21 protein-coding genes and 1 pseudogene are annotated in these 22,393 nt (G+C 60.5%); 5 read left to right on the forward strand and 17 right to left on the reverse strand.

Annotation, left to right across the window (positions count from 1 at the left end):
- Positions 1-21: 21 nt before the first annotated feature.
- The 10 genes from ACMDB8_RS01615 to ACMDB8_RS01660 form a co-directional block, all read right to left on the reverse strand.
- Positions 22-447 carry an acyl-CoA thioesterase gene (locus tag ACMDB8_RS01615; RefSeq protein WP_056725634.1) on the reverse strand — a complete coding sequence of 142 codons (426 nt, stop codon included), beginning with the start codon at positions 445-447 and terminating at the stop codon, positions 22-24.
- On the reverse strand, positions 440-1,984 hold the full coding sequence (locus ACMDB8_RS01620) for an HAL/PAL/TAL family ammonia-lyase (protein WP_056725628.1): 1,545 nt from the start codon (positions 1,982-1,984) through the stop codon (positions 440-442). The genes ACMDB8_RS01615 and ACMDB8_RS01620 overlap by 8 nt, the downstream gene beginning before the upstream one ends.
- Positions 1,965-2,906: a glycosyl transferase gene (locus tag ACMDB8_RS01625; RefSeq protein WP_056725620.1), complete on the reverse strand. Its 942-nt coding sequence runs from the start codon at positions 2,904-2,906 to the stop codon at positions 1,965-1,967. The genes ACMDB8_RS01620 and ACMDB8_RS01625 overlap by 20 nt, the downstream gene beginning before the upstream one ends.
- Complete coding sequence (locus ACMDB8_RS01630) at positions 2,903-3,637, reverse strand: glycosyltransferase family 2 protein (RefSeq protein ID WP_056725616.1); 735 nt, start codon at positions 3,635-3,637, stop codon at positions 2,903-2,905. The genes ACMDB8_RS01625 and ACMDB8_RS01630 overlap by 4 nt, the downstream gene beginning before the upstream one ends.
- A gap of 146 nt (positions 3,638-3,783) precedes the next feature.
- A complete protein-coding gene (locus ACMDB8_RS01635; RefSeq protein ID WP_409078550.1) occupies positions 3,784-5,463 on the reverse strand; it encodes an AMP-binding protein in 1,680 nt (559 codons plus the stop codon).
- Positions 5,460-6,005, reverse strand: coding sequence for a hypothetical protein (locus ACMDB8_RS01640; RefSeq protein WP_056725603.1), 546 nt, complete (start codon positions 6,003-6,005; stop codon positions 5,460-5,462). Before ACMDB8_RS01640 ends, ACMDB8_RS01635 begins: the two co-directional genes overlap by 4 nt.
- Complete coding sequence (locus tag ACMDB8_RS01645) at positions 6,002-6,256, reverse strand: acyl carrier protein (protein ID WP_007992314.1); 255 nt, start codon at positions 6,254-6,256, stop codon at positions 6,002-6,004. The genes ACMDB8_RS01640 and ACMDB8_RS01645 overlap by 4 nt, the downstream gene beginning before the upstream one ends.
- Positions 6,257-6,265: 9 nt before the next feature.
- On the reverse strand, positions 6,266-6,526 hold the full coding sequence (locus ACMDB8_RS01650; protein WP_056725601.1) for a phosphopantetheine-binding protein: 261 nt from the start codon (positions 6,524-6,526) through the stop codon (positions 6,266-6,268).
- On the reverse strand, positions 6,507-7,316 hold the full coding sequence (locus tag ACMDB8_RS01655) for a lysophospholipid acyltransferase family protein (protein WP_409078551.1): 810 nt from the start codon (positions 7,314-7,316) through the stop codon (positions 6,507-6,509). The genes ACMDB8_RS01650 and ACMDB8_RS01655 overlap by 20 nt, the downstream gene beginning before the upstream one ends.
- Positions 7,292-8,017 (reverse strand): beta-ketoacyl synthase chain length factor, encoded by a 726-nt coding sequence (locus tag ACMDB8_RS01660; RefSeq protein WP_056725598.1) that lies wholly within the window; start codon positions 8,015-8,017, stop codon positions 7,292-7,294. Before ACMDB8_RS01660 ends, ACMDB8_RS01655 begins: the two co-directional genes overlap by 25 nt.
- A gap of 356 nt (positions 8,018-8,373) precedes the next feature.
- On the opposite strand from ACMDB8_RS01660, the gene ACMDB8_RS01665 reads away from it, so the two are divergent.
- Entirely contained in the window at positions 8,374-9,144 is a 771-nt protein-coding gene (locus tag ACMDB8_RS01665; RefSeq protein WP_015093167.1) for a ParA family protein, read from the forward strand.
- Positions 9,145-9,237: 93 nt separating this feature from the next.
- Here the strand turns inward: ACMDB8_RS01665 and trxC are convergent, their stop codons facing one another.
- The 6 genes from trxC to ACMDB8_RS01695 form a co-directional block, all read right to left on the reverse strand.
- Positions 9,238-9,672: a thioredoxin TrxC gene (gene trxC, locus ACMDB8_RS01670; RefSeq protein WP_223541753.1), complete on the reverse strand. Its 435-nt coding sequence runs from the start codon at positions 9,670-9,672 to the stop codon at positions 9,238-9,240.
- Positions 9,673-9,745: 73 nt separating this feature from the next.
- Positions 9,746-11,209, reverse strand: a complete 1,464-nt coding sequence (gene selO / locus ACMDB8_RS01675) for a protein adenylyltransferase SelO (RefSeq protein ID WP_056725593.1) — start codon at positions 11,207-11,209, stop codon at positions 9,746-9,748.
- Positions 11,210-11,257: 48 nt separating this feature from the next.
- The gene (gene mscK, locus ACMDB8_RS01680; protein ID WP_056725591.1) at positions 11,258-14,626 is read right to left on the reverse strand and encodes a mechanosensitive channel MscK; all 3,369 of its coding nucleotides are present in this window, start codon (positions 14,624-14,626) and stop codon (positions 11,258-11,260) included.
- A gap of 34 nt (positions 14,627-14,660) precedes the next feature.
- The gene (locus tag ACMDB8_RS01685; RefSeq protein WP_056725589.1) at positions 14,661-16,403 is read right to left on the reverse strand and encodes a potassium/proton antiporter; all 1,743 of its coding nucleotides are present in this window, start codon (positions 16,401-16,403) and stop codon (positions 14,661-14,663) included.
- Positions 16,404-16,723: 320 nt separating this feature from the next.
- Entirely contained in the window at positions 16,724-17,152 is a 429-nt protein-coding gene (locus ACMDB8_RS01690) for a hypothetical protein (protein ID WP_409078552.1), read from the reverse strand.
- A gap of 170 nt (positions 17,153-17,322) precedes the next feature.
- The gene (locus ACMDB8_RS01695) at positions 17,323-17,592 is read right to left on the reverse strand and encodes a hypothetical protein (RefSeq protein ID WP_409078553.1); all 270 of its coding nucleotides are present in this window, start codon (positions 17,590-17,592) and stop codon (positions 17,323-17,325) included.
- A 130-nt stretch (positions 17,593-17,722) separates the two neighbouring features.
- On the opposite strand from ACMDB8_RS01695, the gene ACMDB8_RS01700 reads away from it, so the two are divergent.
- From ACMDB8_RS01700 to ACMDB8_RS01715, 4 genes and pseudogenes are all read left to right on the forward strand, one after another.
- Positions 17,723-17,932: a hypothetical protein gene (locus ACMDB8_RS01700; protein WP_056725587.1), complete on the forward strand. Its 210-nt coding sequence runs from the start codon at positions 17,723-17,725 to the stop codon at positions 17,930-17,932.
- A complete protein-coding gene (locus ACMDB8_RS01705; protein WP_007981180.1) occupies positions 17,929-18,231 on the forward strand; it encodes a cell division protein ZapA in 303 nt (100 codons plus the stop codon). Before ACMDB8_RS01700 ends, ACMDB8_RS01705 begins: the two co-directional genes overlap by 4 nt.
- Positions 18,232-18,376: 145 nt before the next feature.
- Positions 18,377-19,420 (forward strand): annotated as a pseudogene (locus ACMDB8_RS01710) (HAMP domain-containing protein); the annotation flags it as partial.
- A 132-nt stretch (positions 19,421-19,552) separates the two neighbouring features.
- Entirely contained in the window at positions 19,553-20,284 is a 732-nt protein-coding gene (locus ACMDB8_RS01715) for a methyl-accepting chemotaxis protein (RefSeq protein ID WP_409078613.1), read from the forward strand.
- Between the two features lie 119 nt (positions 20,285-20,403).
- Here the strand turns inward: ACMDB8_RS01715 and ACMDB8_RS01720 are convergent, their stop codons facing one another.
- Positions 20,404-22,206 (reverse strand): acyl-CoA dehydrogenase, encoded by a 1,803-nt coding sequence (locus tag ACMDB8_RS01720; RefSeq protein ID WP_409078554.1) that lies wholly within the window; start codon positions 22,204-22,206, stop codon positions 20,404-20,406.
- Positions 22,207-22,393 lie beyond the last annotated feature (187 nt).

The following is a 22,393-nucleotide window of genomic DNA, read 5'->3' on the forward strand; positions in this document are numbered from 1 at the left end:
TGGTCTCAAGGGAAATATCGATCATCCCAGTACCCTCTCAACCGCGTCGGTGAACACTGTCGGCGAGGCCAGTTGCATCTCGCGGCTGGCGATGTCGACGGCCACCTGTACCGACATGGCTCGGGTCAGGCGCTCACCGGTTTGCAGGTCGCTGATCAGGTAGTTGATCTTCAAGCGGTTCTCCCACTCCACCAGGTTGGCGCGCACGTTGAGCGTCTGGCCGAACACCGCGCCGCGCACGTAGCGCAATTGCAGGTCGATCACCGGCCAGGCATAGCCGGATTCGTTCATCGCCGTGTAGTTGTGGCCGATCTTGTCCAGCAGCGCACAGCGGGCCACCTCCAGGTATTTGACGTAATGGCCGTGCCAGACCACGTGCATGCTGTCGACGTCAAAGAACGGTACGACGATTTCCGTGTCGGTGTAGAGAAATCCCTTGCTACGCATGCAGCCTCCAGTGTTGTTCGGCGATGCGTTGCAGGCACAGGCGCAATTCGCCTTCCAGCGCGCGGTCTTCGATGACCGGTGGGAAGTCCTTGGCCAAGGCTTCGTGCATGGTCGCCAAAGCGGGTGGCAGGGGGCGTGCATCTTCGGCCTGGCCGCGCAGCCAGACGCCCTGATTGGCCGCCAGCAGCGTGGCGGCCGCCACTTGTTCGGTGAGTTCCAGCACGCGGATCGCATCCCGGGCGGCGATGGTGCCCATGCTGACCTTGTCCTGGTTGTGGCATTCGGTGGAGCGCGAGAAGACGCTGGCCGGCATGGTGTTCTTCAGGGCTTCGGCAGTCCAGGCGCTGGTGCCGATCTGCACCGCCTTGAAGCCGTGGTTGAGCATGGCGCGGTCGGCCGTGGCACCCGACAGGTTGCTCGGCAAGCCATGGTTGTAGCGCTCGTCCACCAGCAGCGCGAGTTGTCGATCCAACAGGTCGGCGACGTTGGCCACGAGGTTTTTCAGGCTGTCCATGGCGAAGGCGATGTGGCCTCCGTAGAAGTGCCCACCGTGCAGCACTCGCTCGGCCTCGGCGTCGATGATCGGGTTGTCGTTGGCACTGTTGAGCTCGATCTCGATGAATGAGCGCAGCCAGTTCAGGCTGTCGGCCAGTACGCCCAGCACATGGGGGGCGCAACGCAGGGAGTAGCGATCTTGCAGACGATGCAAGGGCGCGGTGGGCGCGTCGATGGCCAGATCCTCGCGCAACCACGCGGCGACCTGCATCTGCCCCGGGTGTGGCTTGGCGGCGAACAGGCGCTCGTCGAAGTGCTCCGGGTTGCCTTGCAGGGCGACCACGTTCAGCGCGGTAATGCGCGTGGCCAGGTGCAGCAGGTAATCGGCGCGGGCGTACGCCAGGCAGGCCAGCCCGGTCATCACTGCGGTGCCGTTCATCAGCGCCAAGGCTTCTTTCGGACGCAACACCAGTGGCTGCCAGCCGAGTTCGCGGTGCACATCGGCAGCTTGCCGGCGCTCGCCGCGGAACATCACCTCGCGTTCACCGGACAGCGTGGCGGCCACGTACGAAAGCGGCGTCAGGTCACCACTGGCGCCCACCGAGCCTTCCTCTGGAATCAGCGGCAGGATGTCGTGTTCAAGGAACGCCTGCAGGCGCTCCAGCAGCTCCACTCGCACTCCGGAAACACCGTGGCACAACGACTGCAAACGCGCCGCCAGTACCGCGCGGGTGGCCTGGGCGTCGAGCAGTTTGCCCAGGCCACAGCCGTGGAAGGTGTACAGGTGACGGGGCAGCGCCTCGACGTGATGCAGCGGCACCGCGACCACGCAAGAGTCGCCGTAACCGGTGGTCACGCCGTAGATCACGCCTTCCTTGTCCAGCAGAGAGTCCAGAAAACGCGCGCCCTTGGCGATGCGCTCGCGGTAGGCGGGATCGCTTTGCAACAGCGTCGGCACTTTGCGGTTGGCCAGTGCCAGCACATCTTCTATGCGCAAAGGGCGTTCGCCGAAGGTTACCGGCTCAAGCGTTGGCGTCGTCATCGGTCTTCCAGAAAGGGTAAAAGTTGAACCATTGTTGGGGCGCTTCAAGGCAATAGTGACCCAAGCGTTCGGCGTAGCGGGAGGCCCACTGATGAATGACCTGTTCGCGGTCAGTACGTTTCCAGGTGATTGCCTCAGCGAACGGCTCGATGGTCAGTCGATAGTCACCGTCGGGCTTTTTCAGGCACAGCAGCAGGTTGACCGGGCATTTCAGCAGGCCGGCCAGCAACCACGGGCCCTGGGGGAACCTGGCCGAATGACCGAGGAAGTCCACGGTCGCGCAGCGTCCGCCATGCAGCGGCACGCGGTCGCCGGCGATCGCCAGCCACTCGCCACGCTCCAGGCGCTCGCTCAGTTGCAGCATGATCCCGGGGTCCAGTTCGCTGACCTGGATCAAGCGCAAATTGGTCGCCCCGGCTTCACCCAGTAAACGGTTGAACTGTTCGGCGTGCTTGGTGTGCACCAGCACGTTCATCGTGACCTTTTCGCCGATCTCCGCCAGTGCGCGGCAGACTTCCAGATTGCCCAGGTGTGCGCCCACCAGCATCTGCCCGCGGGCACCGCGCAGCTGGTCACGCAGCAGCGCCGGGTCGATGATTTCGATTTGTTCGATGCTCAGCTTGCCGTTCCAGACGTCGAGTTTGTCGAGCATCGAATCGGCGAAAGCCATGAACTGGCCGAACACCCGCCAATGGCTCGGGCGCAATTCGCTGCGACCGCTCCAGTCGGCCAGCCGTTGCTGGTATTGCCAGGCACTGTGTCGGGCGCTGCGACCGAACAGGAAAAAGTACAGGACGATGCCGTACAACACTGGGCTCAGTACTCGACGGCCCAGCACTTTGGCGCCGAACGCGGTGAGCTTCATCAGCCAGAAACTGCCCCGTTCTTTGCGGTCGGCCCAGTGTTGCTTGTCTGCACTCATGCCCGCCACCGTCGCCAGAGGATCACTGGCGCACGCAGCAACATGCCGAAGAACAGCCGCGTGTGCATGCTGGAAATCAGGACGTTGTCGTGGAACATCCGAAAGTGCGAAACGCCGTCCAGCGGGTAATGGACCTTGGTTTGCAGCCATAACATCGGCTGATTGCGCCAGGACAGGCGCACCAGGATGTCCGAGTCGAAGTCCATGCGCTTGCCGATTTTTGCTGACTCGATCAACGCCAGGACCGGTGCCAAAGGGTAGACCCGGAAACCGCACATGGAGTCGCGAATCTGCAACGACAGGGTGTTGATCCAGACCATGACGTGAGTCAGGTAGCGTGCATACAAACGGCCTTTCGGCACGCTGGCGTCATATTGCGGATAACCGCAAATCAACGCTTGTGGGTAGCGGCGTGACTGTTCGATGAAGCGTTGGACGTCCTGCAAATCGTGCTGGCCATCGGCGTCCACCTGTAAGGCATGGCTGAAACCCAGGCGCGAAGCTTCGCGCAAACCGGTCATGACCGCGCCACCCTTGCCCTGGTTTTCGGCCAGGCGGATCAGGTAAACCATTTCACGCTGGGCCAGGCGATCCAGCACCCGGGCGCAACGCGGGCTGCTGGCATCGTCCACCAGGATGCACGGCAGATGGCTGGCGATCAGCGCATCGACCACCGTGGTAATGGCTGTTTCGTGGTTATACACCGGGACGATGGCGCAGGGGCTATGCATGTTGGTGTACACCTGAAAGACCGAGGTGCCTGCTTCGCGAGCAAGTCGAATCGTCGCACCGCCGCTCCCACAGGGGGGCTGTGTCGTTCACAAATCCAGTGTGGGAGCGAGCCTGCTCGCGATTGAGTGCGCAGCACTCACCCGGCTTATGCATGCGCCGCCTCCAGCAAGATCCGCCCGCTGGAGCAGGTGGCGGTTTCGTCGCGATAGGTGAAATACAATTTGCCGCGGGCCGGGTCGAAGCGCAGGTGCAGCTGGATTTCATCTCCCGGGCGCACCAGTTGCTGGAACTTCAAGACTTCCATGCCGGCAAATTTTTTCGGCAGGTTCATCAATTGCCGGCCCAGGCTCAGCGCCCAGTCCACCTGCACCACGCCAGGCAACACCGGCGCCGTGGGGAAGTGTCCGCTGAAATAGGCCAGGTCCGGTGGCACCGCCAGTTGCAGGCTCCACTCGCCATCGCTTTCGGTTTGTTCCAGCACTTCGGGCGCCTTGGGGCGCGGCGCCAACAGCAGGGCGTCGACGTCGGCCTGGGGCAGTTTGCCCTGAGCGTTCAGCGGCAGTTGGCGCAGCAGGCGCCAGCGTCTTGGCAGGGCCAGGGCTTCGCAGTGTTGGCTCAGGTGCTGGCGCAATTGCTCGGTGAGGCTGCGTCGCCCCTGATTGCGCAGCACATGCAGACCGGCATCGCTCAGCACCAGCAATGCCCCCAGGGAGGCGCGGTTTTCCTGAACGACACCGAGCCGCGCTTCGATGACCCATTCATGGGCCGTCAGCGCTTGTTCCAGCATCGGCAGCGAGATGCGTTTTTCTTCCAGCTTGACGATCCGGTCCAGTCGCCCAAGCAATTCGAAACGACCGTCGACAGAGATACGCACGGCATCGGCCGTGTGTTCGACATGGCCATGGGGCAAATACGGCGAAGCGATCAGCAGTGCACCGTCACTGTCCTGGGTCAGCGTGACACCGGCAAAGGGCTGCCAGAGTTCCGCGCCCTGACGCCAGGCGATTCCACCGGTTTCCGAACTACCGAAGATCTCCGTTGGCCATTGCCCCAGACGCTCATGCAGGCTCTGTGCAGCCTCGACCGGCAATGCGCCGCCGGAGGAAAACACCCGGCGTACGGAACTCAAGGCAGGCCAGTCGAGGTTGTCGCCCATGCGCTTGAGCAGCGCCGGGCTGGCCACCCAGGCGAAGGCCGGGTGCTCGCGGCTGGCGCGTTGCAGGTCTTCCGGAAAGGCCAACTGCCGACGTACGAACGGGCGCCCGGCGCATAGCGGCCACAGCACCCGGAACAGCAGGCCGTAGATGTGCTGGGTGGCGACGCTGCCAATGATGCATGCCGGGCCCAGGTCGGCGCCCCACAGCTGTTCCAGGACTTCGACTTCATTGGCCAGTTGGCGCAGGTTTTTTTCGATGCGCTTGGGTTCGCCACTCGAGCCGGAGGTGCACAGGCTGAGTCGGCAGTTATCCAGGTCCAGGGCGGCGGCACTCAGTGGCTGCTGTTGTAGGTCGCCAAGGTGCGCATCGTCGGGCTGATCGCTCAGCCACAGATCGACTTCACCTGACCAGCGTTGGCGGGTCTGGGGTTGCAGGTCGGACGGCAGCAGCACACTGACTCCGGCACGCCAGGCACCGAACAGGGCAATCGCCAGGTCGGCGGCATCCTCAAGGTGCACGGCCATCTGCCGCACACCCCGGGCTTGCAGGCCGGAGGCCAGGCGCAGTGCCTGTTCGCACAGTCGGGCGTGATCCAGTGCCGGGGCGGTCGTTACGGCACGCTCAGGCTGAGCCTTGAGCAGCAGGTGCTCAAGTTTTATCCAATTCATGGGCGGCCTCGTACCCTTTGTCGTATGAGCCATTCAATGGCAAACATCAGGCCTATCAATCCGTAGGAAATCAGCCCGGTGTACAGCGTCCACCAGCTCAGCGGCGCCCAGAGTGTCAGGGCGGCGGCACACAAACCGTTGCATAGAAAAAAAACGCTCCAGGCGATGGTTACCTGACGGGTGTAGCGAATACCCTTGGCGGGCAAATGCGGCTCGCGTACCCGGGCCAGGCGTTCAACGATCGGTGGGCCGAATATCAGGCTCGATCCGAACAGCGCCAGCATGAAACTGCTGATCAGCACCGGATACCAGCGCAACAGCGCCGGGCTGTCGAACAGTGCCAGCAACAGGCAGAACATAATGGCCACCGTGGCCATCCACCGGCTGCCAGGCCGTCGCTTGCCGGTCAGCGCCCGGCCCAGCCACAGTGCGCCCAGCAGCATCCCGAACTGCCACGGGGCGAAATGCTCCATGCCGAAATACACCGCAAAGGGATACAAAAGGCCCGCCAGCAGCAGGCCGAGGCCAATCAGTCGATTCATGCGGCCGGTTGAACCAGACGGTAGACCGCCTCGACCACGTCACTGACGGTACGCACCGATTTGAATTCTTCGGCGGCGATTTTCTTGCCGGTCTGACGTTTGATGTGATCAATCAGGTCGACCGCGTCGATGCTGTCGATTTCCAGGTCCTGATACAGGTTGGATTCCAGGCTCACACGCTCAGGGTCCAGCTCGAAAAGCTCGACCAAGGCATCGCGCAGGGTGTTGAAAATGTCGTCACGAGTTTGCATGGTCCGGTCTCAAGCTGCCTGTTTTGCAATGACGAACGCCGCAAGGCTCGCCACGTTACTGAAGTGATTGCGCGTGTCCTTGGCATCGGCGTCGATCTTGATGCCGTATTTTTTCTGGATGGCCAGGCCCAGTTCCAGGGCGTCCACCGAGTCCAGGCCCAGGCCTTCGCCGAACAGGGTCTGCTCATTGCCGATGTCGTCGGCACTGATGTCTTCCAGGCCAAGGGCGTCGATGATAAGCATTTTGATATCACGGTGCAGATCGCTCATCTTCGGCGAGCTCCTTAATAAAGTAAGAATGTAGATAATCGTTGAGCTTGCGCGAGGCCTGCGGAGCCGGCCCCTGCGTGGCGAAGGTCTGTGGGTCTATATCGGCCCCGACCCGAAAACTGAAGTGCACGCGCCGCTTGGGGATGCGATACCAGGGCTCGGCCTTGGTCAATGTGGTCGGGCTGACTTTGATAATGACCGGGGTGAGGATTTTCGCACCCCGCAGGGCGATTGCCGCGCCGCCCCGATGAAAGGCCGGCGGCTGGCCGGGTCGGGTGCGCGTACCTTCCGGGAAAATGATCAGGGTCTGGCCGTCTTTCAGCGCGTTGGCAGCCGCGTCGAGCATGTCCATGCTGCCGTCGTTGCTGATGTATTCGGTGCAGCGCAGCGGCCCGCGAGTGAAAGGGTTTTCCCAGAGGCTTTGCTTGACCACGCAGTTGGCGTGACGCACCAGACCGATCAGAAAGACCACGTCGATCAGCGATGGGTGATTGGCAATGATCATTTGCCCGGGACGACCGAGTTTTTCCGCGCCTTCAATGTTATAGGTCAGTACCCCGGTACGGGCCATGAAACGCACAAAAATCCAGAAACAGCGGCTGACCGTTTGCCGGGCCCGCAGCCGATGGGTCCGGGCGTCGCCCGGCAGGCAGTTCAGCACAGGGAAAATCACCAGGCGCAGGCACAGCCCGCCCAACCCGAACAGGGCAAAGCTCGCGGCGGTGGCCAGCAAGCGCCAGTGGTAGGCGTCGCGGTTTTTCTCGGTCACGGGTTGCGTTGCCAGGTCCATACACGATTTTTCCAGGCATGTTGGCAGGTGGTTTGCTGGCCGAGCAGCGTACGCAGCAGATTCAGCGCGTGGGGCCAGCGGGATTTGGACAACGCATCCGGGGGGCTGTTCAGGGACAACCGCCAGTCGGTGCCGGGCGTGATCAGCAGGCCGACGGCATAAGGGAACGGTACGTCGTCGATCCAGGTCGAGTAAGCCTCGGGCGGCCGCTCTTCGGTGACTACCAGCAGTACCGCGTCAGCGCCTTCAGCCAGCAGCGCGGCAGCTTCGAGCATGCCATGTTCCAGGCCATCGCCTGCGGCGGCCAGGGCGGTCATTTCGCTGGTTTCACCACGCATGATCGACCACAGGCCAATGATCGCGTTATGCACCGACAAGCTGAAGCGGGTTGGCGACAGCGGTTGATCGGTGGCCAGGTCGCTGAGGATCTCGATCGTGCGGGGCGTTTCGCCGTGACGGGAAACAAAGACCAATGGCAGATCCTGCCGACCTTCGGCCAATGGCCAGCCGACACTGAATGCCATGCGCGCCAGACGGCTGAGCCGCCGACGCTGCATGGCCGGCAGAAAGGAAACGTCGGGAGCGGCATCGCTGTCCGGCAGCACAACCGGTTGTCGGCACCAGGCCTGCCAATCGGACACGCTATCAAGCCCAGGGGCCCAGGCGCGCCATTGGGCGATGTTGAAGTTGATCACAGACATTCATTCCACCCTCACGGGCTTACTTGACGCGGGGGAGTGGCCGAAAGCCGGGACTTACCCTGCGTGGCGTTTGGCGCCGAGTGGCGCGCATTATCCCGGTGCCGGGAACGTGTAGCAAATGCTGGTTACATTTTGCTCAGCAAGATGAAGCGACTGGCTCGCAAAAATTGAACGATTGGTAATTATTCACAGAATTATGACTCCGTCTGTCAGTTCTGGCGTCGAATCGCCGGGCTGTTCAGGGCCTTTCAAGCAGGAGAAGGCAACTGACTGTGTAGTCCTTGCACTGGTGAGGTAGCGTAGCCATGCCGGGGACCACTACACTCGGTCATTCTTTGATACACGGAGGTTTTGACATGCGGCGCGTGGTGTTCAATCAGAAAGGTGGCGTTGGCAAATCCAGCATTGCCTGCAATCTGGCGGCGGTCAGTGCCAGCGAGGGTTTTCGCACCTTGTTGGTGGATCTCGATGCCCAGGCCAACTCCACTCAGTACCTGACGGGGCTCACCGGTAGCGATATCCCGATGGGCATCGCCGATTTCTTCAAGCAGACGCTGTCTTCCGGGCCGTTCTCCAAAAAGAATCAGGTCGACATCTACGAAACCCCCTTCGATAACCTCCATGTCATTACCGCCACCGCCGAACTGGCGGACTTGCAGCCAAAACTTGAAGCCAAGCACAAGATCAACAAGCTGCGTAAGTTGCTTGAAGAGCTGAGCGAAGACTACGACCGGATTTACCTCGATACCCCGCCCGCGCTGAACTTCTATGCGGTTTCAGCGTTGATTGCCGCTGATCGTGTATTGATTCCCTTCGATTGCGACAGCTTTTCACGCCAGGCACTGTATGGCCTGATGGCGGAAATCGAAGAGTTGAAGGACGACCATAACGAAGGCCTGGAAGTCGAAGGCATTGTCGTCAACCAGTTCCAGGCCCGCGCCAGCCTGCCCCAGCAGATTCTCGATGAGTTGATCGCCGAAGGCCTGCCGGTGTTGCCGGTGTACCTGGCCAGCTCGGTACGCATGCGCGAATCCCACCAGGCCAATACGCCACTGATCCATCTCGACCCGCGGCACAAGCTGACCCAGCAGTTTGTCGAGTTGCACAACCTGCTGGAAAACGCCTGAAGATCAAAAGATCGCAGCCTGCGGCAGCTCCTACAGATTGGGCGCTGATGTCCTTGTAGGAGCTGCCGCAGGCTGCGATCTTTCCGGGCAGTCTCAGATCCCCTGGCTACGCAACCAGCTCATCAACTGCGGTAACGGAAAAGCCCCGCTCTGCCGGGCGACTTCCCGGCCGTTCTTGAACAGGATCAGGCTCGGAATCGAGCGAATCCCCAATTGCGCCGACAACTGCTGGTTCGCCTCGCTGTCCAGCTTGGCCAGTCGGCACTTGCCCACCAGTTGCCCGGCCGCCTGCTCGAACACCGGTGCAAACGACTTGCACGGCCCGCACCAGTCCGCCCACACATCCACCAGCAGCGGCAGATCGCCCTTGATCTGGCTGGCGTAGTCGCCTTGTTTCAATTCAAACGGTTTGCTCAGCAGGACTTCAGCCTTGCAGCGCCCGCACTTCGGGTGGTCGTTCAGGCGCTCGGCGGGAATGCGGTTGAGGCCGTTACAGTGGGGGCAGGGGATGAGGAGTGGGTCGGTCATGACAAAACGTCCAGTCGAAAGCGAATGATCCTTATCTGGAGACAGGACTGCAGATTTTCAATCGTGCAGTGCCTCACGACGAACAACTGATCTCCAGGTGCTTGCCCCATTCCGGTGGTCGCTCGGCGTAGCTTTGCATCCCCGGTTGTTCCTCGAACGGATTGCTCAGCACGGCGTGTAGCCGGCGGACTTCCGAGTAGTCGCCGTTCTGCGCCGCCTCGATGGCCTTCTGCGCCAGGTAGTTGCGCAGGATGTACAGCGGATTGACCGCGTGCATCCGCTGGCGGCGCTGCTGTTGATCAAGCGTGCCTTCACGTGCCACCCGGGCGACGTAGAGTTCGCCCCAGGCATCAAAGCCCTTGAGGTCGACGAAGTCATCACGCAAGCGGGTGATGGCCTGTTCCGGTGCTTCATCACCCAGGCGGCGGAAAAACAGGCTGTAGTCGACGCCGCTGTTTTGCATGAGTTGCAGCAGGTTCTCCAGCAATTTCTGGTCGTCATCCTCCGCGGTGGCCAGGCCGAGGCGGCGGCGCATCAGGTCCAGGTAATGAGCCTGGAACAGCGGCAGGTACAGGCCGAGGGTTTCGCGCAGGGCTTCGACGCTGATGAACGGCGTCAGGGCCTGGGCCAGGGCGCTGAGGTTCCACTGGCCAACTGGCACCTGGTTGCTGAAGGAGTAACGGCCCTGGTCGTCGGAGTGGTTGCAGATGAAGTTGGCGTCGAAGTCGTCGAGGAAGGCGAACGGGCCGAAATCGAAGGTGATGCCCAGGATCGACATGTTGTCGGTGTTCATCACCCCGTGGCAGAAGCCATACGCCTGCCATTTGGCGATCAGTTCGGCATTGCGCTCCACCACTTCGCGGAACATCGCCAGGTACGGCTCCGGTTGTTCCAGGCACTGCGGAAAATGCATGGCCAGCACGTGATCACCCAGCTCTTTCTGCTGCTCGGGGCGCTTGGTGTAGTAGAAGTATTCGAAGTGCCCGAAGCGCACATGGCTCGGCGCCAGGCGCAGGACCATGGCCGCGCGCTCCTGTTTTTCGCGCCACACCGGGGTGTCGGAGCCGATCACGCACAGGGCGCGGGTGGTCGGGATATTCAGCGCGTTCAGGGCTTCGGAGGCGAGGAATTCGCGGATCGACGAACGCAGTACCGCCCGGCCATCGCCCATGCGTGAGAACGGCGTCTGGCCGGCGCCTTTTAGGTGCAGGTCCCAGTGTTCGCCAGCCTCGTTGTACACCTCGCCGAGCAACAGGCCACGACCGTCGCCCAGTTGCGGGTTGTAGGAACCGAACTGATGCCCCGAATAGACCATCGCCCTTGGAATTGCGTCGGCCCAGAGCTTGTGGCCGCTGAACAGTTCGGCGAACTCCGGGGTTTCGGCCACGGCCGGGTCGAGGTCCAGCAGCGCCATGGCGGCGGGGCTGGCCACGACCAGGCGCGGATTATCGATGGGCTCGGGCAGCACATGGGCGGAAAACGCATCGCCCAGGCGGTCGAAGCGGTTATCGAAAGTGAGTTCGTCGAGGGCTTTCAAGGGCCGGCTCCAGCAGAATGTCCGAGCATTCTGCTGGGGAAAGTCCGGTTAGTCGAGTTTGGCGGCGGGCGGTTCTTGCGCTGGCTTGCCGTCGACGATCGGCACGATGGTTTTCGCTTCCGGTTCGATCGGCACCATCTTGTATTCCTGGCCGTGCAGGTTCTTGAGGTAGACCTCCATCTGCCGGAACGAGATGTTGATGTGCTGCTTCTTGAACTCGCGGTTGATGAAGCGGTTGACCTCGTCGAGCACCGGGTTGCGGTCGCCGAGATCGCGCACGTGCATGCGCAACTCGTGGTCGAGGGTGCTTTCGCCGAAGTTGAGGAAGTACACGTGGGGTTCCGGGTCTTTCAGCACGCGCGGGTTATCCCGTGCGGCCTTGAGCAGCAGCTCTTTCACCAGGTCCAGGTCCGAGCCGTAGTCGACGCCGAGCTTGAGGGTCACCCGGGTGATGGTGTCGGTCAGCGACCAGTTGATCAGTTGCCCGGTAATGAACGTCTTGTTCGGGACGATGATGTCCTTGCGGTCGAAGTCGGTGATGGTCGTGGCACGGATGCGAATCTTGCTCACGGTGCCGGACAGGTTGCCGATGGTGATGGTGTCACCGATCCGCACCGGGCGTTCGAACAGGATCATGATGCCGGAAATGAAGTTGGCGAAGATCTCCTGCATGCCGAAACCGAGGCCGACCGACAGGGCCGCCACCAGCCACTGCAGCTTGTCCCAGCTCACGCCGAGGGTCGACAGCGTCGAGACGAAACCGACGCCGGCGATCACATAAGACAGCAGTGTGGTGGTGGCGTAGGCGCTGCCCTGGGCAAGATTCAGCTTCGACAGCACGAACACTTCGAGCAAGCCCGGCAGGTTGCGTGCCAGGGCGAAGGTGATGCCGATGATGATCAGCGCGCCGAGCATGTCGCCGATGCTGATCGGTACCATGCTCATGTTGGCGCCGGTACCGCTGGTGTATTCGTAGAGGGTGACGTTGTCCAGGTACGAGAACACCGTGATCAGGTCGGCCCAGACCCAATACAGTGCCGCCATGAAGCCGCCGAGCAGTGCCAGGCGGATCAGGCGCAGGGACTGTTCGTTGACCTTCTCGATGTCCATCGTCGGTTCTTCGATCACCGCTTCGCCATCGCCGGCCTCTTTGGCGGCCAGCCGCTTGGCCAGGGCGCGCTGGTAGGCCAGGCGCCGCGCCGCCACACTGAGGCCGCGCACGAAGGTGGCTTCGATCACCAGCCAGAACATCAGCAGGTACAGGGTGTTGATCAAGCGGTCGCTGAGCTTCAGCGCGGTGTAGTAGTAGCCGAAGCACACCGCCACGAACAGGGCGACGGGCAGGGCGGTGAACAGGACCCCCACCAGTTTGCGGAACAGCGAAGCGTTTTCGTGGGTCGGGCTGCTGCTGAGCAGGCGGCTGAGCAGCAAGGTCATCAAGGCGTAGCAGATCAGCACCACCGGCATGCCGAGCACGTCATCGGCCAGTGCCGCCGGTTGCAGTTCGGCAACGGCGACGACGGTCACCAGTGCCATCACCACGATACCGAGGCGGCGGATCCATCTGCGCAGGAATTCCACCTGGGGCTTTTCCCAACGGAAATGCAGTTCTGCCACACCACCTGGCGCGAGGATCCGGTAGGCGGTGTAGAACACCAGCCAGGCCCCGGCCATTTGCAGCAGCGCCGCGCCCATATTGGCGTTCTGTCCACGGGCGTCGATCTGCAAGGCCAGCCCGCACAAGGCGAGGCCCAGGGAAACCGGCATCGCCAGCAGAATGTTGATCAGAATCGCCTGCGGCGTGTGCCACTGGCTATCGCGCTTGAAGTGACCGATGTCCTGGTGAACCTTGTTCAGTCGCGCGTACAGATTCTTGCGCCGCCACAGCAACGCGCCGATCAGCAGGGCCAGTGGCAGAAACAGCAGTGGGCGCTGGGTCAGGCCGTCGGTCAGTTCGCTCAGGCTTGACAGTACCGGCAGCGAATCGAGTTGCCGCTGCAGGCGATCCGGCACGCTGTGAATCCACTCCAGGTCCAGCGGCTTGTTACTGGGAATCCAGAACATCTGCTCATCCAGGGTCGCCCGCAGGCTTTGCGCGGTGCTGAGCAATTGCTTCTGGTTCAGTTGCAGGGTGATGGATTCATTGAGCACCGCACTCAGTTCGCGGTTCAGTCGCTCCAGCAGGTCGGCGCGGGTGGTGGCCAGTTCCATCAGGCTTTTGCGCAGCTGCGCCGTGACTTGCTCGGGGGGTTGGGTCGACAGCAGGTTTTCGACGTAGGTGGTCGGGTTGCTCAGCAATTCCCGTTGCTGGCTGACTTCGAACTGATACAGGCGAATGTCGGCGATCTGGTCGGCCAGGTTGCGGTCGAGCCGCAGGCGCGGCAACGCCTGTTTCTGTTTGTAGAGAATCTTCGAGAGCAGCAGGCTGCCTTTGAGCACGTTGATTTGCTCGTCCAGGGCCGCATCGCTCTGGGTCAGGCTGTCCAGTTGCTGCTTGGTCTGCAGGTTCTGCTGGGTGACTTCGTTCAGGCGGTCGGTGCTTTTGAGCAGGTAGTCCGAGAGCTTCAGGTTGGCCGCGCTTTCGGTGGCCAAAAGGCTGCTGCCGCCGGCCTTCTGCGCTTCGATGGATTGCTGGGTGACCGTTTCCTGGGACAACGCCAGGCGCTTCTGGTTGATCAGGGTTTGCAGTTCCTGGATTTCCCGATCCAGGCGGTCGGACCGCTCCGACAACAGGTCATGCTGGCTGTTGCCGAGGTCTTGCAACTGGGTATTGCCGGCCAGTTCCTGGCGCCGCAACGGGATCAGGGCGTTCAGCGCTGCCAGCTCGGCATTGAGCTGGTCGCGCTGCTCGGGGCTCAGGGTCTTGCCGGCGTCTTTGCCGTTCTTGAGGGTGTTGTTGATCTGCTGAATGCGCGTCTGGCTGCTGGATATCTCCGCCTGGGCGCGCTCGGGGCGAGTCTGGGCGGTGATGATCAGGCTGTTGGCGTCGGCCAGGGCCTTTTGCAGGTCGCTTTGCTGGGTGGAGCGTTCGGTGAGCAATTGTTCCAGCTGCTGGATCGGTTCCTTGGCGAAACGCTGCGCCACCGGCACCACGGAACTGGCCTTGAGGCGGGTCAGTTCACGCTGGTTCTCGATGGTCTGTTTGGGCGCACTGCTCAATTGCTGCTTGAGCGCGATCAGCTTCTGCTCGTAGTCGCGCTTGTTGTTGAGCTGGTTCAGCGTGCCTTGCAGGACCGATTGCAGGGCCTTCTGATCGGCTTCCGGCAGTTTGCGGTCGGAAATCTTGTCCAGGCTCGCTTGCACGGCTTCGCTGGAAGGCGGTTCGGCCGCTTGCGCCGCTTGCGATAAACCAAGGGTGCCGACAGAGAGACTCAAACCCAAAAGGGCAATGGCGAAAATGGAGCGCAGGTTAGGCATAAAGACCGGTCAAGCAAGTGATAGTGGAAGCAGTTTAGAGGAAGAGTCCGGGACCCGGGCGACTTCCTTCGGGGAATCTGACGCCCACTTTACCGATCTTGTTCCCGTCCATGACGGCCACGGTCCAAATGGTGTTGTTCCATTCCACCTGGTCACCCACCACCGGCGCGCCCCCAACCTTCTGGGCAATGAAGTGGCCCAGGGACATGTCCGGATCGATGCCTTCGACCTTCAGGCCATACAGTGCCGCAACCGCGGCCAGCTGGGCGTCTCCTTCGAGTACGAAGTCGCCGAAGAAACGCAGATCGAGGCCCCGTTGCGGCGCTTGGCTGAAGAGTTTTCCGAGGGCCGGCAGGTTGTGTTCATGGCCGATAACACACAGCAAATCATCGACTTCCAGTACCGTACTACCCGACGGATGGAGTAATTGTTGGCCACGAAACAAAGCGGCGATACGGGTGCCTTCGGGCATTTTCAGCTCGCGCAGGGGCGAACCGATGCACCATTTTTCCGCGCCGAGGCGATAGACGAACAGCTCCCACTCGCTGGTGACGTGTACTTCCAGGGCCGAGCGGGAGATGGGCGCCGGCTCCGGGGGCACCGTCACCTTTAGCAGCTTGGCGACCCATGGCAGGCTCGTGCCCTGAACCAGCAGCGACACCAGCACGATAAAGAACGCGAGGTTGAAGTACAGCTGGGCGTTGGGCAGGCCGGCCATCAGCGGGAACACCGCGAGAATGATCGGGACCGCGCCGCGCAGGCCGACCCAGGAAATGAAAGCCTTCTCGCGACCATGAAATGCCTTGAACGGCAGCAGGCCAACCATCACCGACAGTGGCCGGGCAAACAGAATCATCCACAGCGCCAGGGCCAGTGCCGGCAAGGCGATAGGCAGCAGGTCGTGAGGCGTCACCAGCAGCCCCAGCACCAGGAACATGCCGATCTGCGCCAGCCAGGCCATGCCGTCGAGCATGTGCAGGATGCCGTGGCGGCTGCGCACCGGACGGTTGCCGATCACGAGGCCGCAGATGTACACCGCCAGGAAGCCGCTGCCGTGCAGGGCGTTGGTCAGCGCAAAGACGACCAACCCGCCGGCGATGACCAGAATCGGATACAAACCGGTGGCCAGATTGATGCGGTTGACCAATTGCAGCATCAGCCAACCGCCACCAAGACCGATGACGCCGCCGATACCGAACTCGCGCAGCAAGTGGGTCAGCAGGCTCCAGTGCAGGCCGGTCTGGCCGCTGGCGAGCATGTCGATCAGGGTGACGGTGAGGAACACCGCCATCGGGTCGTTACTGCCGGATTCGATTTCAAGGCTGGCGGTTACCCGTTCATTCAGGCCCTTGCCACCCAATAGCGAGAACACCGCGGCGGCGTCGGTGGAGCCGACGATGGCGCCGATCAGCAGGCCCTGGATCAGATTCAGGTTGAACAGCCATGCGGCCGCCATGCCGGTCAGCCCGGTGGTAATCAGCACGCCGACCGTGGCCAGAGAGAGCGCCGGCCATAACGCCACGCGAAAACTCGACACCCTGGTGCGCAAGCCACCGTCGAGCAGGATCACTGCCAGTGCGAGGTTGCCGACCAGATAAGCCGTGGGGTAGTTATCAAAAAGAATGCCGGCGCCATCGACACCGGCCACCATGCCGACGGCCAGGATGATCACCAGAATCGGGATGCCGAGGCGGGACGAAAGTGAGCTCACCAGAATGCTTGCACCTACCAGCAACGCGCCGATCAAGAACAGGCTGTTGATGGTCGTCGCATTCAAAGGCAGTACTCCAAAAAGCTGAAAGGCGGGCGCAAACTGACCATGCAGTCTGCGTGCCAGCGATTCTAACCTGTTGAATTGCGTCGCTGTCAAAAAAGGTTTGAGGGCGCCTGCTCAGATGCTATCTCTATGATTGGCTTGCTGTTGTGTTGATGAAAGATCCATTCGAATGGGGACTGTTAGTTTTCCGCTCAAGTCTTAAATTGAGTGGGATGTTTAATTGGCAAAGTACAATAGGTTTTTCAAGAAAGAAGCGATTGTTTTGCTGGTTTTTTGAGTTCGCTTTGGATAGGTGCTGTTAGATTGTTTGCTACGATGTGTCAGGACCATCCAGAATCGACGATGTCTCCCAGGCGGACGAGACCTTTTACTGAAATGACCATCATTGATGATTTAGCGCTTTGTCCTTTTACGAGGATATTACTCTGGTTGTTGTGAGGTAAGTAATCCAGAAATGCATCGCCCGGATTCCTGAATTCAGAAATGTCCGAAAGATTGAAGTTCAGTGAACCCACTCCGGCATTTTTCAAGGCTGTTGACATGTCGATGCGGTCTTTGCCTGTTTCGAAATTGGCGATGTGTTGAGATTTTCTGGATGCTTCGAGAAATTCGATTATGCCATAGGTGACGCCGCCTCTATCGTTTGGTGTCAAGGTAATGCCGGGGCTTGTTGCCGTGTCGCTGTGCTGTGGGGCAGGGTCTGCAGTTGTAGAAGTAAGGGGGGTGAAGCTATTTTGATTTTCAATCATGATGAATTAGCTCTCGTTGGTATGTAAGTAGGGGGTTGTGATAGTTTTTAGTTTGATCCGCTATTCGGCGATGAGTAGATTGTTCCATGGTCTGAGTTGCCATTGCGAGCGAGGGTTTTATTCGAAGTGTGTCATGGTTGTTTTGTTGTGCTAATTGGTGGTGTGAACAATTATTTAGGTTTGTCGCGGTTGTCTTGAGTGTCGGGTTCTTCAGTGCGCCATTTTTTATATTGAATTGGCGCTGTTGTACCGAATCGCGGGAAGTTGGATTGAGTGAGGTAATGGTGGGGATGTTTATTTGTTTCGTTATCCGCCGTGGCGGTCCGTTCGATTTCATTGTTTTGTCGGGTCAGAGAGGCAAAGTGGTGAGGGGCGAAAATCCGCAGCAGGGGTATCGCACAAACGCCATGGCGACGAAGTGCAGGAACCAGATCGGGCAATCACAGTCTCTACAGTTCGCGAGAAAGGTCACTCGTCAGCAAAATCAAGGCTTTGCGCCTGTATAACCCTGGCATCCAGGGTGACTTTTCTTTATCGTACGCGCCCTTTGAAAATGCCCGGAAAATCAAAATGTTGGAAGCATCCCTTAGCCAATTGGAACAACTGGTCAGCGACCTGGTGCAACAGAACCAGAACCTGGCCGCGGAACTGGCCCAGGCCAAAGATGAAAACGAAAGCCTGCAACTGAGCCTGATGGAGCACGAAGAAAAGCAAGGCGCCACGGCGGCTCGCATCCAGGCCCTGGTTGAGCGCGTCAGCGCAGGCCCTGTCAGCGCATGAGTTACAACGCCGCAGGGGTAAAAGTCGTCTCGATCCTGGGGGAGGACTATTCGATCAAGGCACCGGCCGGGGAAGAACAGACCCTGCTGGACGCCGCGATGATGTTGAAGGCAGCCCTGGCCGAAACCAAGAGGAAGTACCCGACGCTGATCGGTGACCGACTGCTGGTGCTGGCGGCGATGAATCTGTGCTCCCAGCAGATCGAAATGCAGAAGCAGCACAAGCTCGAACTCGACCGTTACCAAGAGCAAGTCAGCGCCACGGTTGAAGTGATTTCCAAGACGATCAATCAGGCCTGATCGGCTTTGCGCACAACCAAAGAATAAATTGTCGGTTGGCTTGTATACAATCGGCACGGCTGTTGCAGTGTTTCAGCCTCTTATTCTTTGGGGGTGCTCCATGCAGTTCTGGCGACGCAGTATTCAATGGCAGTTGATCCTGAGCATGGGCACCGCTCTGCTCGTCAGTATCCTGATCGTGGTTGGCATTTATACCCTGGTGGTCAACCGCCTCGCCCAGAGCTATCTGGTCGAGCAAGCCTTGCCGTCGAGCATCGAAGCGATGCGCAACGATATCGAGCGGATCCTCGTTCAACCCCTCACCGCCGCCAAGGACATCGCCAGCAACAGCATGGTGCGCAACTGGTTGGCCGGGGGTGAGGACAGTGCCCAAACCGCAAGCTTCGCGCAGTACCTGGAAGGCATCCGCGCCGAGCACAAAGCCTTTACCGCGCTGATCATCGGCACCGCGTCCAGCCATTACATCAGCGAAAAAGGCCTGGACCGCACCCTCAGTCGTTCCAATCCCAAAGACGCCTGGTTCTACTCGTTCCTCGACAGCAACCAGCCGCGCACCCTCAATATCGACAATGACACGGCGACCGGAGAATTGGCGCTTTTCATCGATCTCAAGGTGGAGCAGGCGGGCAAAATCGTTGGTGTTGCGGGTCTTGGCCTGAGCATGAAAGAGCTGTCGGAGCTGATCCACAACTTCAGCTTCGGAGAGCGCGGCAAGGTCTATCTCGTGCGTTCGGATGGTTTGATCCAGGTGCATCCCGAGGCGCAATTCAGCGGCAAACGTACCTTGGCCGAGCAGATTGGTGCTACGGCAGCGCAAGCGGTGATGGGGCAACTCTCTACCTCCAAAGCGTCCGCCACCAACAGTGGCTTCCAGCGTGATGGCGAAGATTATCTGGCATTGAGCTTGCCGCTGCGCGATCTCGGCTGGACCCTGGTGGCCGAAGTGCCACAGTCGCAGATCTACGCCGAAGCCCGCCGCGCCATGTGGATGAGCAGCGGGATCGGCCTGGCTGTCGCGCTGGTGTGCCTGTTGCTGGTAGTACTGCTGGCCCGTGGGTTGGTACGGCCGATTCGTCAGGTAACAGCGGCACTGGTTGCCATCGGTAGCGGTGGTGGAGATTTGACCCACCGGTTAGATTCCAGCCGTGCCGATGAGCTGGGCGACCTGGCCCGTGGGTTTAATCGGTTCCTGGACAGCCAGCGCGACATGATTGGTGAAGTGCTGACCACCAGCGAACGCCTGCGCACGGCGGTGGTTCAGGTGGCCAAGGTTGTGGATAACACCGCTGAACGCTCCGGTCGGCAGCAGGAAATGACCGACATGGTCGCCACTGCTGTCCATGAAATGGGCCTGACCGTTCAGGAAATCGCGCAGAATGCCGGCAACGCAGCAGTCGCGTCGCAAACCGCTCGGGATGAGGCGATGCAGGCGCGGGAAGTGGTGGGTGGCTCGATCCGCCATATCGAAAGCATGTCTGACGAAATCGGCATCGCGGCCAGCGCTGTGGGTGAGTTGGCGCATCAGGTGGCGTCCATCGATCAGGTGCTGGCGGTGATTCGCGGGATTTCCGAACAGACCAATTTGCTGGCGCTCAACGCCGCTATCGAAGCGGCGCGGGCCGGGGACATGGGGCGCGGGTTTGCCGTGGTGGCCGATGAAGTGCGGACGTTGGCGCGACGCACACAGTCATCCACCGACGAGATCCAGCAGATGATCGGCAGCCTCAAGCAAGGCGCGGAGAATGCGGTGTCCTCGATGCATTCGGGGCAAGCGGCGACGGGCACGGGTGTTGAGTCGAGCCAGCGCACCGGGGCTTCGTTGACCGCGATTACCGGGCAGGTCGAGCGCATCAGCGACATGAACCATCAGGTGGCGACGGCGACGGAAGAGCAATCGGCGGTGACAGAAGAGATCAACCGTAACGTGCAGGGCATTTCCGATCTGGCCCGGGCGACGGCGGGGGAGGTCAGGGCCTGTCGGGATGATTGCCAGACGTTGCAGCGCTTGGCGGATGATCTGGCGCGGCAGATGGGGGGATTCAAGCTGAGCTAGAAGCTCAAAATCAAAAGATCGCAGCCTTCGGCAGCTCCTACATGGATCTGATATACACCCTGTAGGAGCTGCCGAAGGCTGCGATCTTTTTTGTGGCCATTACACCAATCTATACCTGATCAGAACCACTCATCCTGCATCCCCAGGCAAACATCATCCCGCGCCTCAAGAATCGCCAGCTCATGGTGACAGCCCGGTACTTCCCACGTCAGGAAATACCGCGCCGCCTGCAGCTTGCCTTTATAGAAGCTCACATCCGCCGCACTACCCTTGGCCAAACCTTCCTCGGCACGGATCGCCTGCTCCAGCCAGCGCCAGCCAATCACCGTGTGACCAAACACCTTCAGGTACAACGCCGAGTTCGCCAGGCTGCTGTTGACCTTGCCTTGGGCCAGGTCGGTCAGCAGGCCGATGGTCACGGTTTGCAAACGAGCAACCAGTTTTTCCAGCGGTTCACGCAGCGGCGTCAATGAGTCAAACGCCTGTGCTCGCTCGCCAGTGTCGGCGATCAGGCGGATCAGTTGCTTGAGTCCCGCGCCGCCATTCTGCGCCAGTTTGCGACCCAGCAGGTCCAGTGACTGAATACCGTGGGTGCCTTCGTGGATCGGGTTCAGGCGGTTGTCGCGGTAATACTGCTCCACCGGGTATTCGCGGGTGTAGCCGTGGCCGCCGAGGATCTGGATCGCCAGTTCGTTGGCCTTCAGGCAGAACTCCGACGGCCAGGATTTGACGATCGGCGTCAGCAGGTCCAGCAGTTCATGGGCCTGTTTGCGTTCGGTTTCGGTCGCAAGGGTCGTGGTGTCATCGAACAGCCGCGCTGCGTACAGGCCGAGGTCAAACGAACCTTCGACGTAAGCCTTTTGTGTCAGCAACATGCGTTTGACGTCGGCGTGATTGATGATCGCCACCGGCGCGGTGTTCGGGTCCTTGCTGTCCGGCACGCGACCCTGCGGCCGCTCGCGGGCGTATTCCAGCGAATACAGATAGCCCGCGTAGCCAAGCATCACCGCGCCCATGCCGACGCCGATGCGCGCCTCGTTCATCATCTGGAACATGTAGCTCAAGCCCTGGTGCGGCTTGCCCACCAGATAGCCGACACATTCTCCGTTATCGCCGAAATTCAGCGCGGTAGAGGTGGTGCCGCGCCAGCCCATCTTGTGGAACAGACCGGCGAGCAGCACGTCGTTGCGTTTGCCGAGGCTGCCGTCATCGTTGACCAGGAATTTCGGCACAATGAACAGCGAAATGCCCTTCACCCCGGCTGGTGCGTCCGGCAGCTTGGCCAGCACCATGTGCACGATGTTTTCCGACAGCGGGTGATCGCCACCGGAAATGAAGATCTTGTTGCCCTTGAGGCGATAAGTGCCGTCGGACGCAGGTTCCGCGCGGGTACGAATATCCGACAGTGACGAGCCGGCGTGGGGTTCGGTCAGGGCCATGGTGCCGAAAAAGCGCCCGTCGATCATCGGTTGCAGGAAGCGCTGCTTCTGTTCGTCAGTGCCGAAGCTTTCGATCAGGTTGGCCGCGCCCATGGTCAGGAACGGATAAGAGGTCGAAGCCGCGTTGGCGGACTGGAAGTGCGAAAAACAGGCTTGGGACAGCAAGGTAGGCAGTTGCATGCCACCAGCGTCGAAACTACGCGCGGCGTTGAGGAAACCGGCTTCGAGGAAGGCATCCACCGCCGGTTTCACCTCTGGAATCAGAATCGCCTGACCGTTCTCATAGCGCGGCTCGTTCTCGTCGCCCTTGCGGTTGTGCGGGGCGAAGAACTTCTCGGCAATGCTGCGGGCGGTGCCAATGGCCGCATCGAAGGTCTCGCGATTGTGCTCGGCGAAACGCTCACGCTGGGTCAGGCCCTCGGCATCGAGGACTTCATACAGCTCGAAAGCCAGATTGCGGGAACTGAGCAACGTCTCGGACATGGCGACCTACCTTTTATTGGAATGGGCCGAGTCTAGGCTGGCGAATTTATGCTGAATAGCATGATTGATGAGCGTGATGGTGGGGCAGAGCAGAGCCTTAACAGGCACCACAAAACAACTGTGGGAGCGAGCTTGCTCGCGATGAGGCCATAACAGTCAACATCACTATCGACTGTTATGCCGCTAT

Source organism: Pseudomonas monachiensis (assembly GCF_047345015.1).
GTDB lineage: Bacteria > Pseudomonadota > Gammaproteobacteria > Pseudomonadales > Pseudomonadaceae > Aquipseudomonas > Aquipseudomonas monachiensis.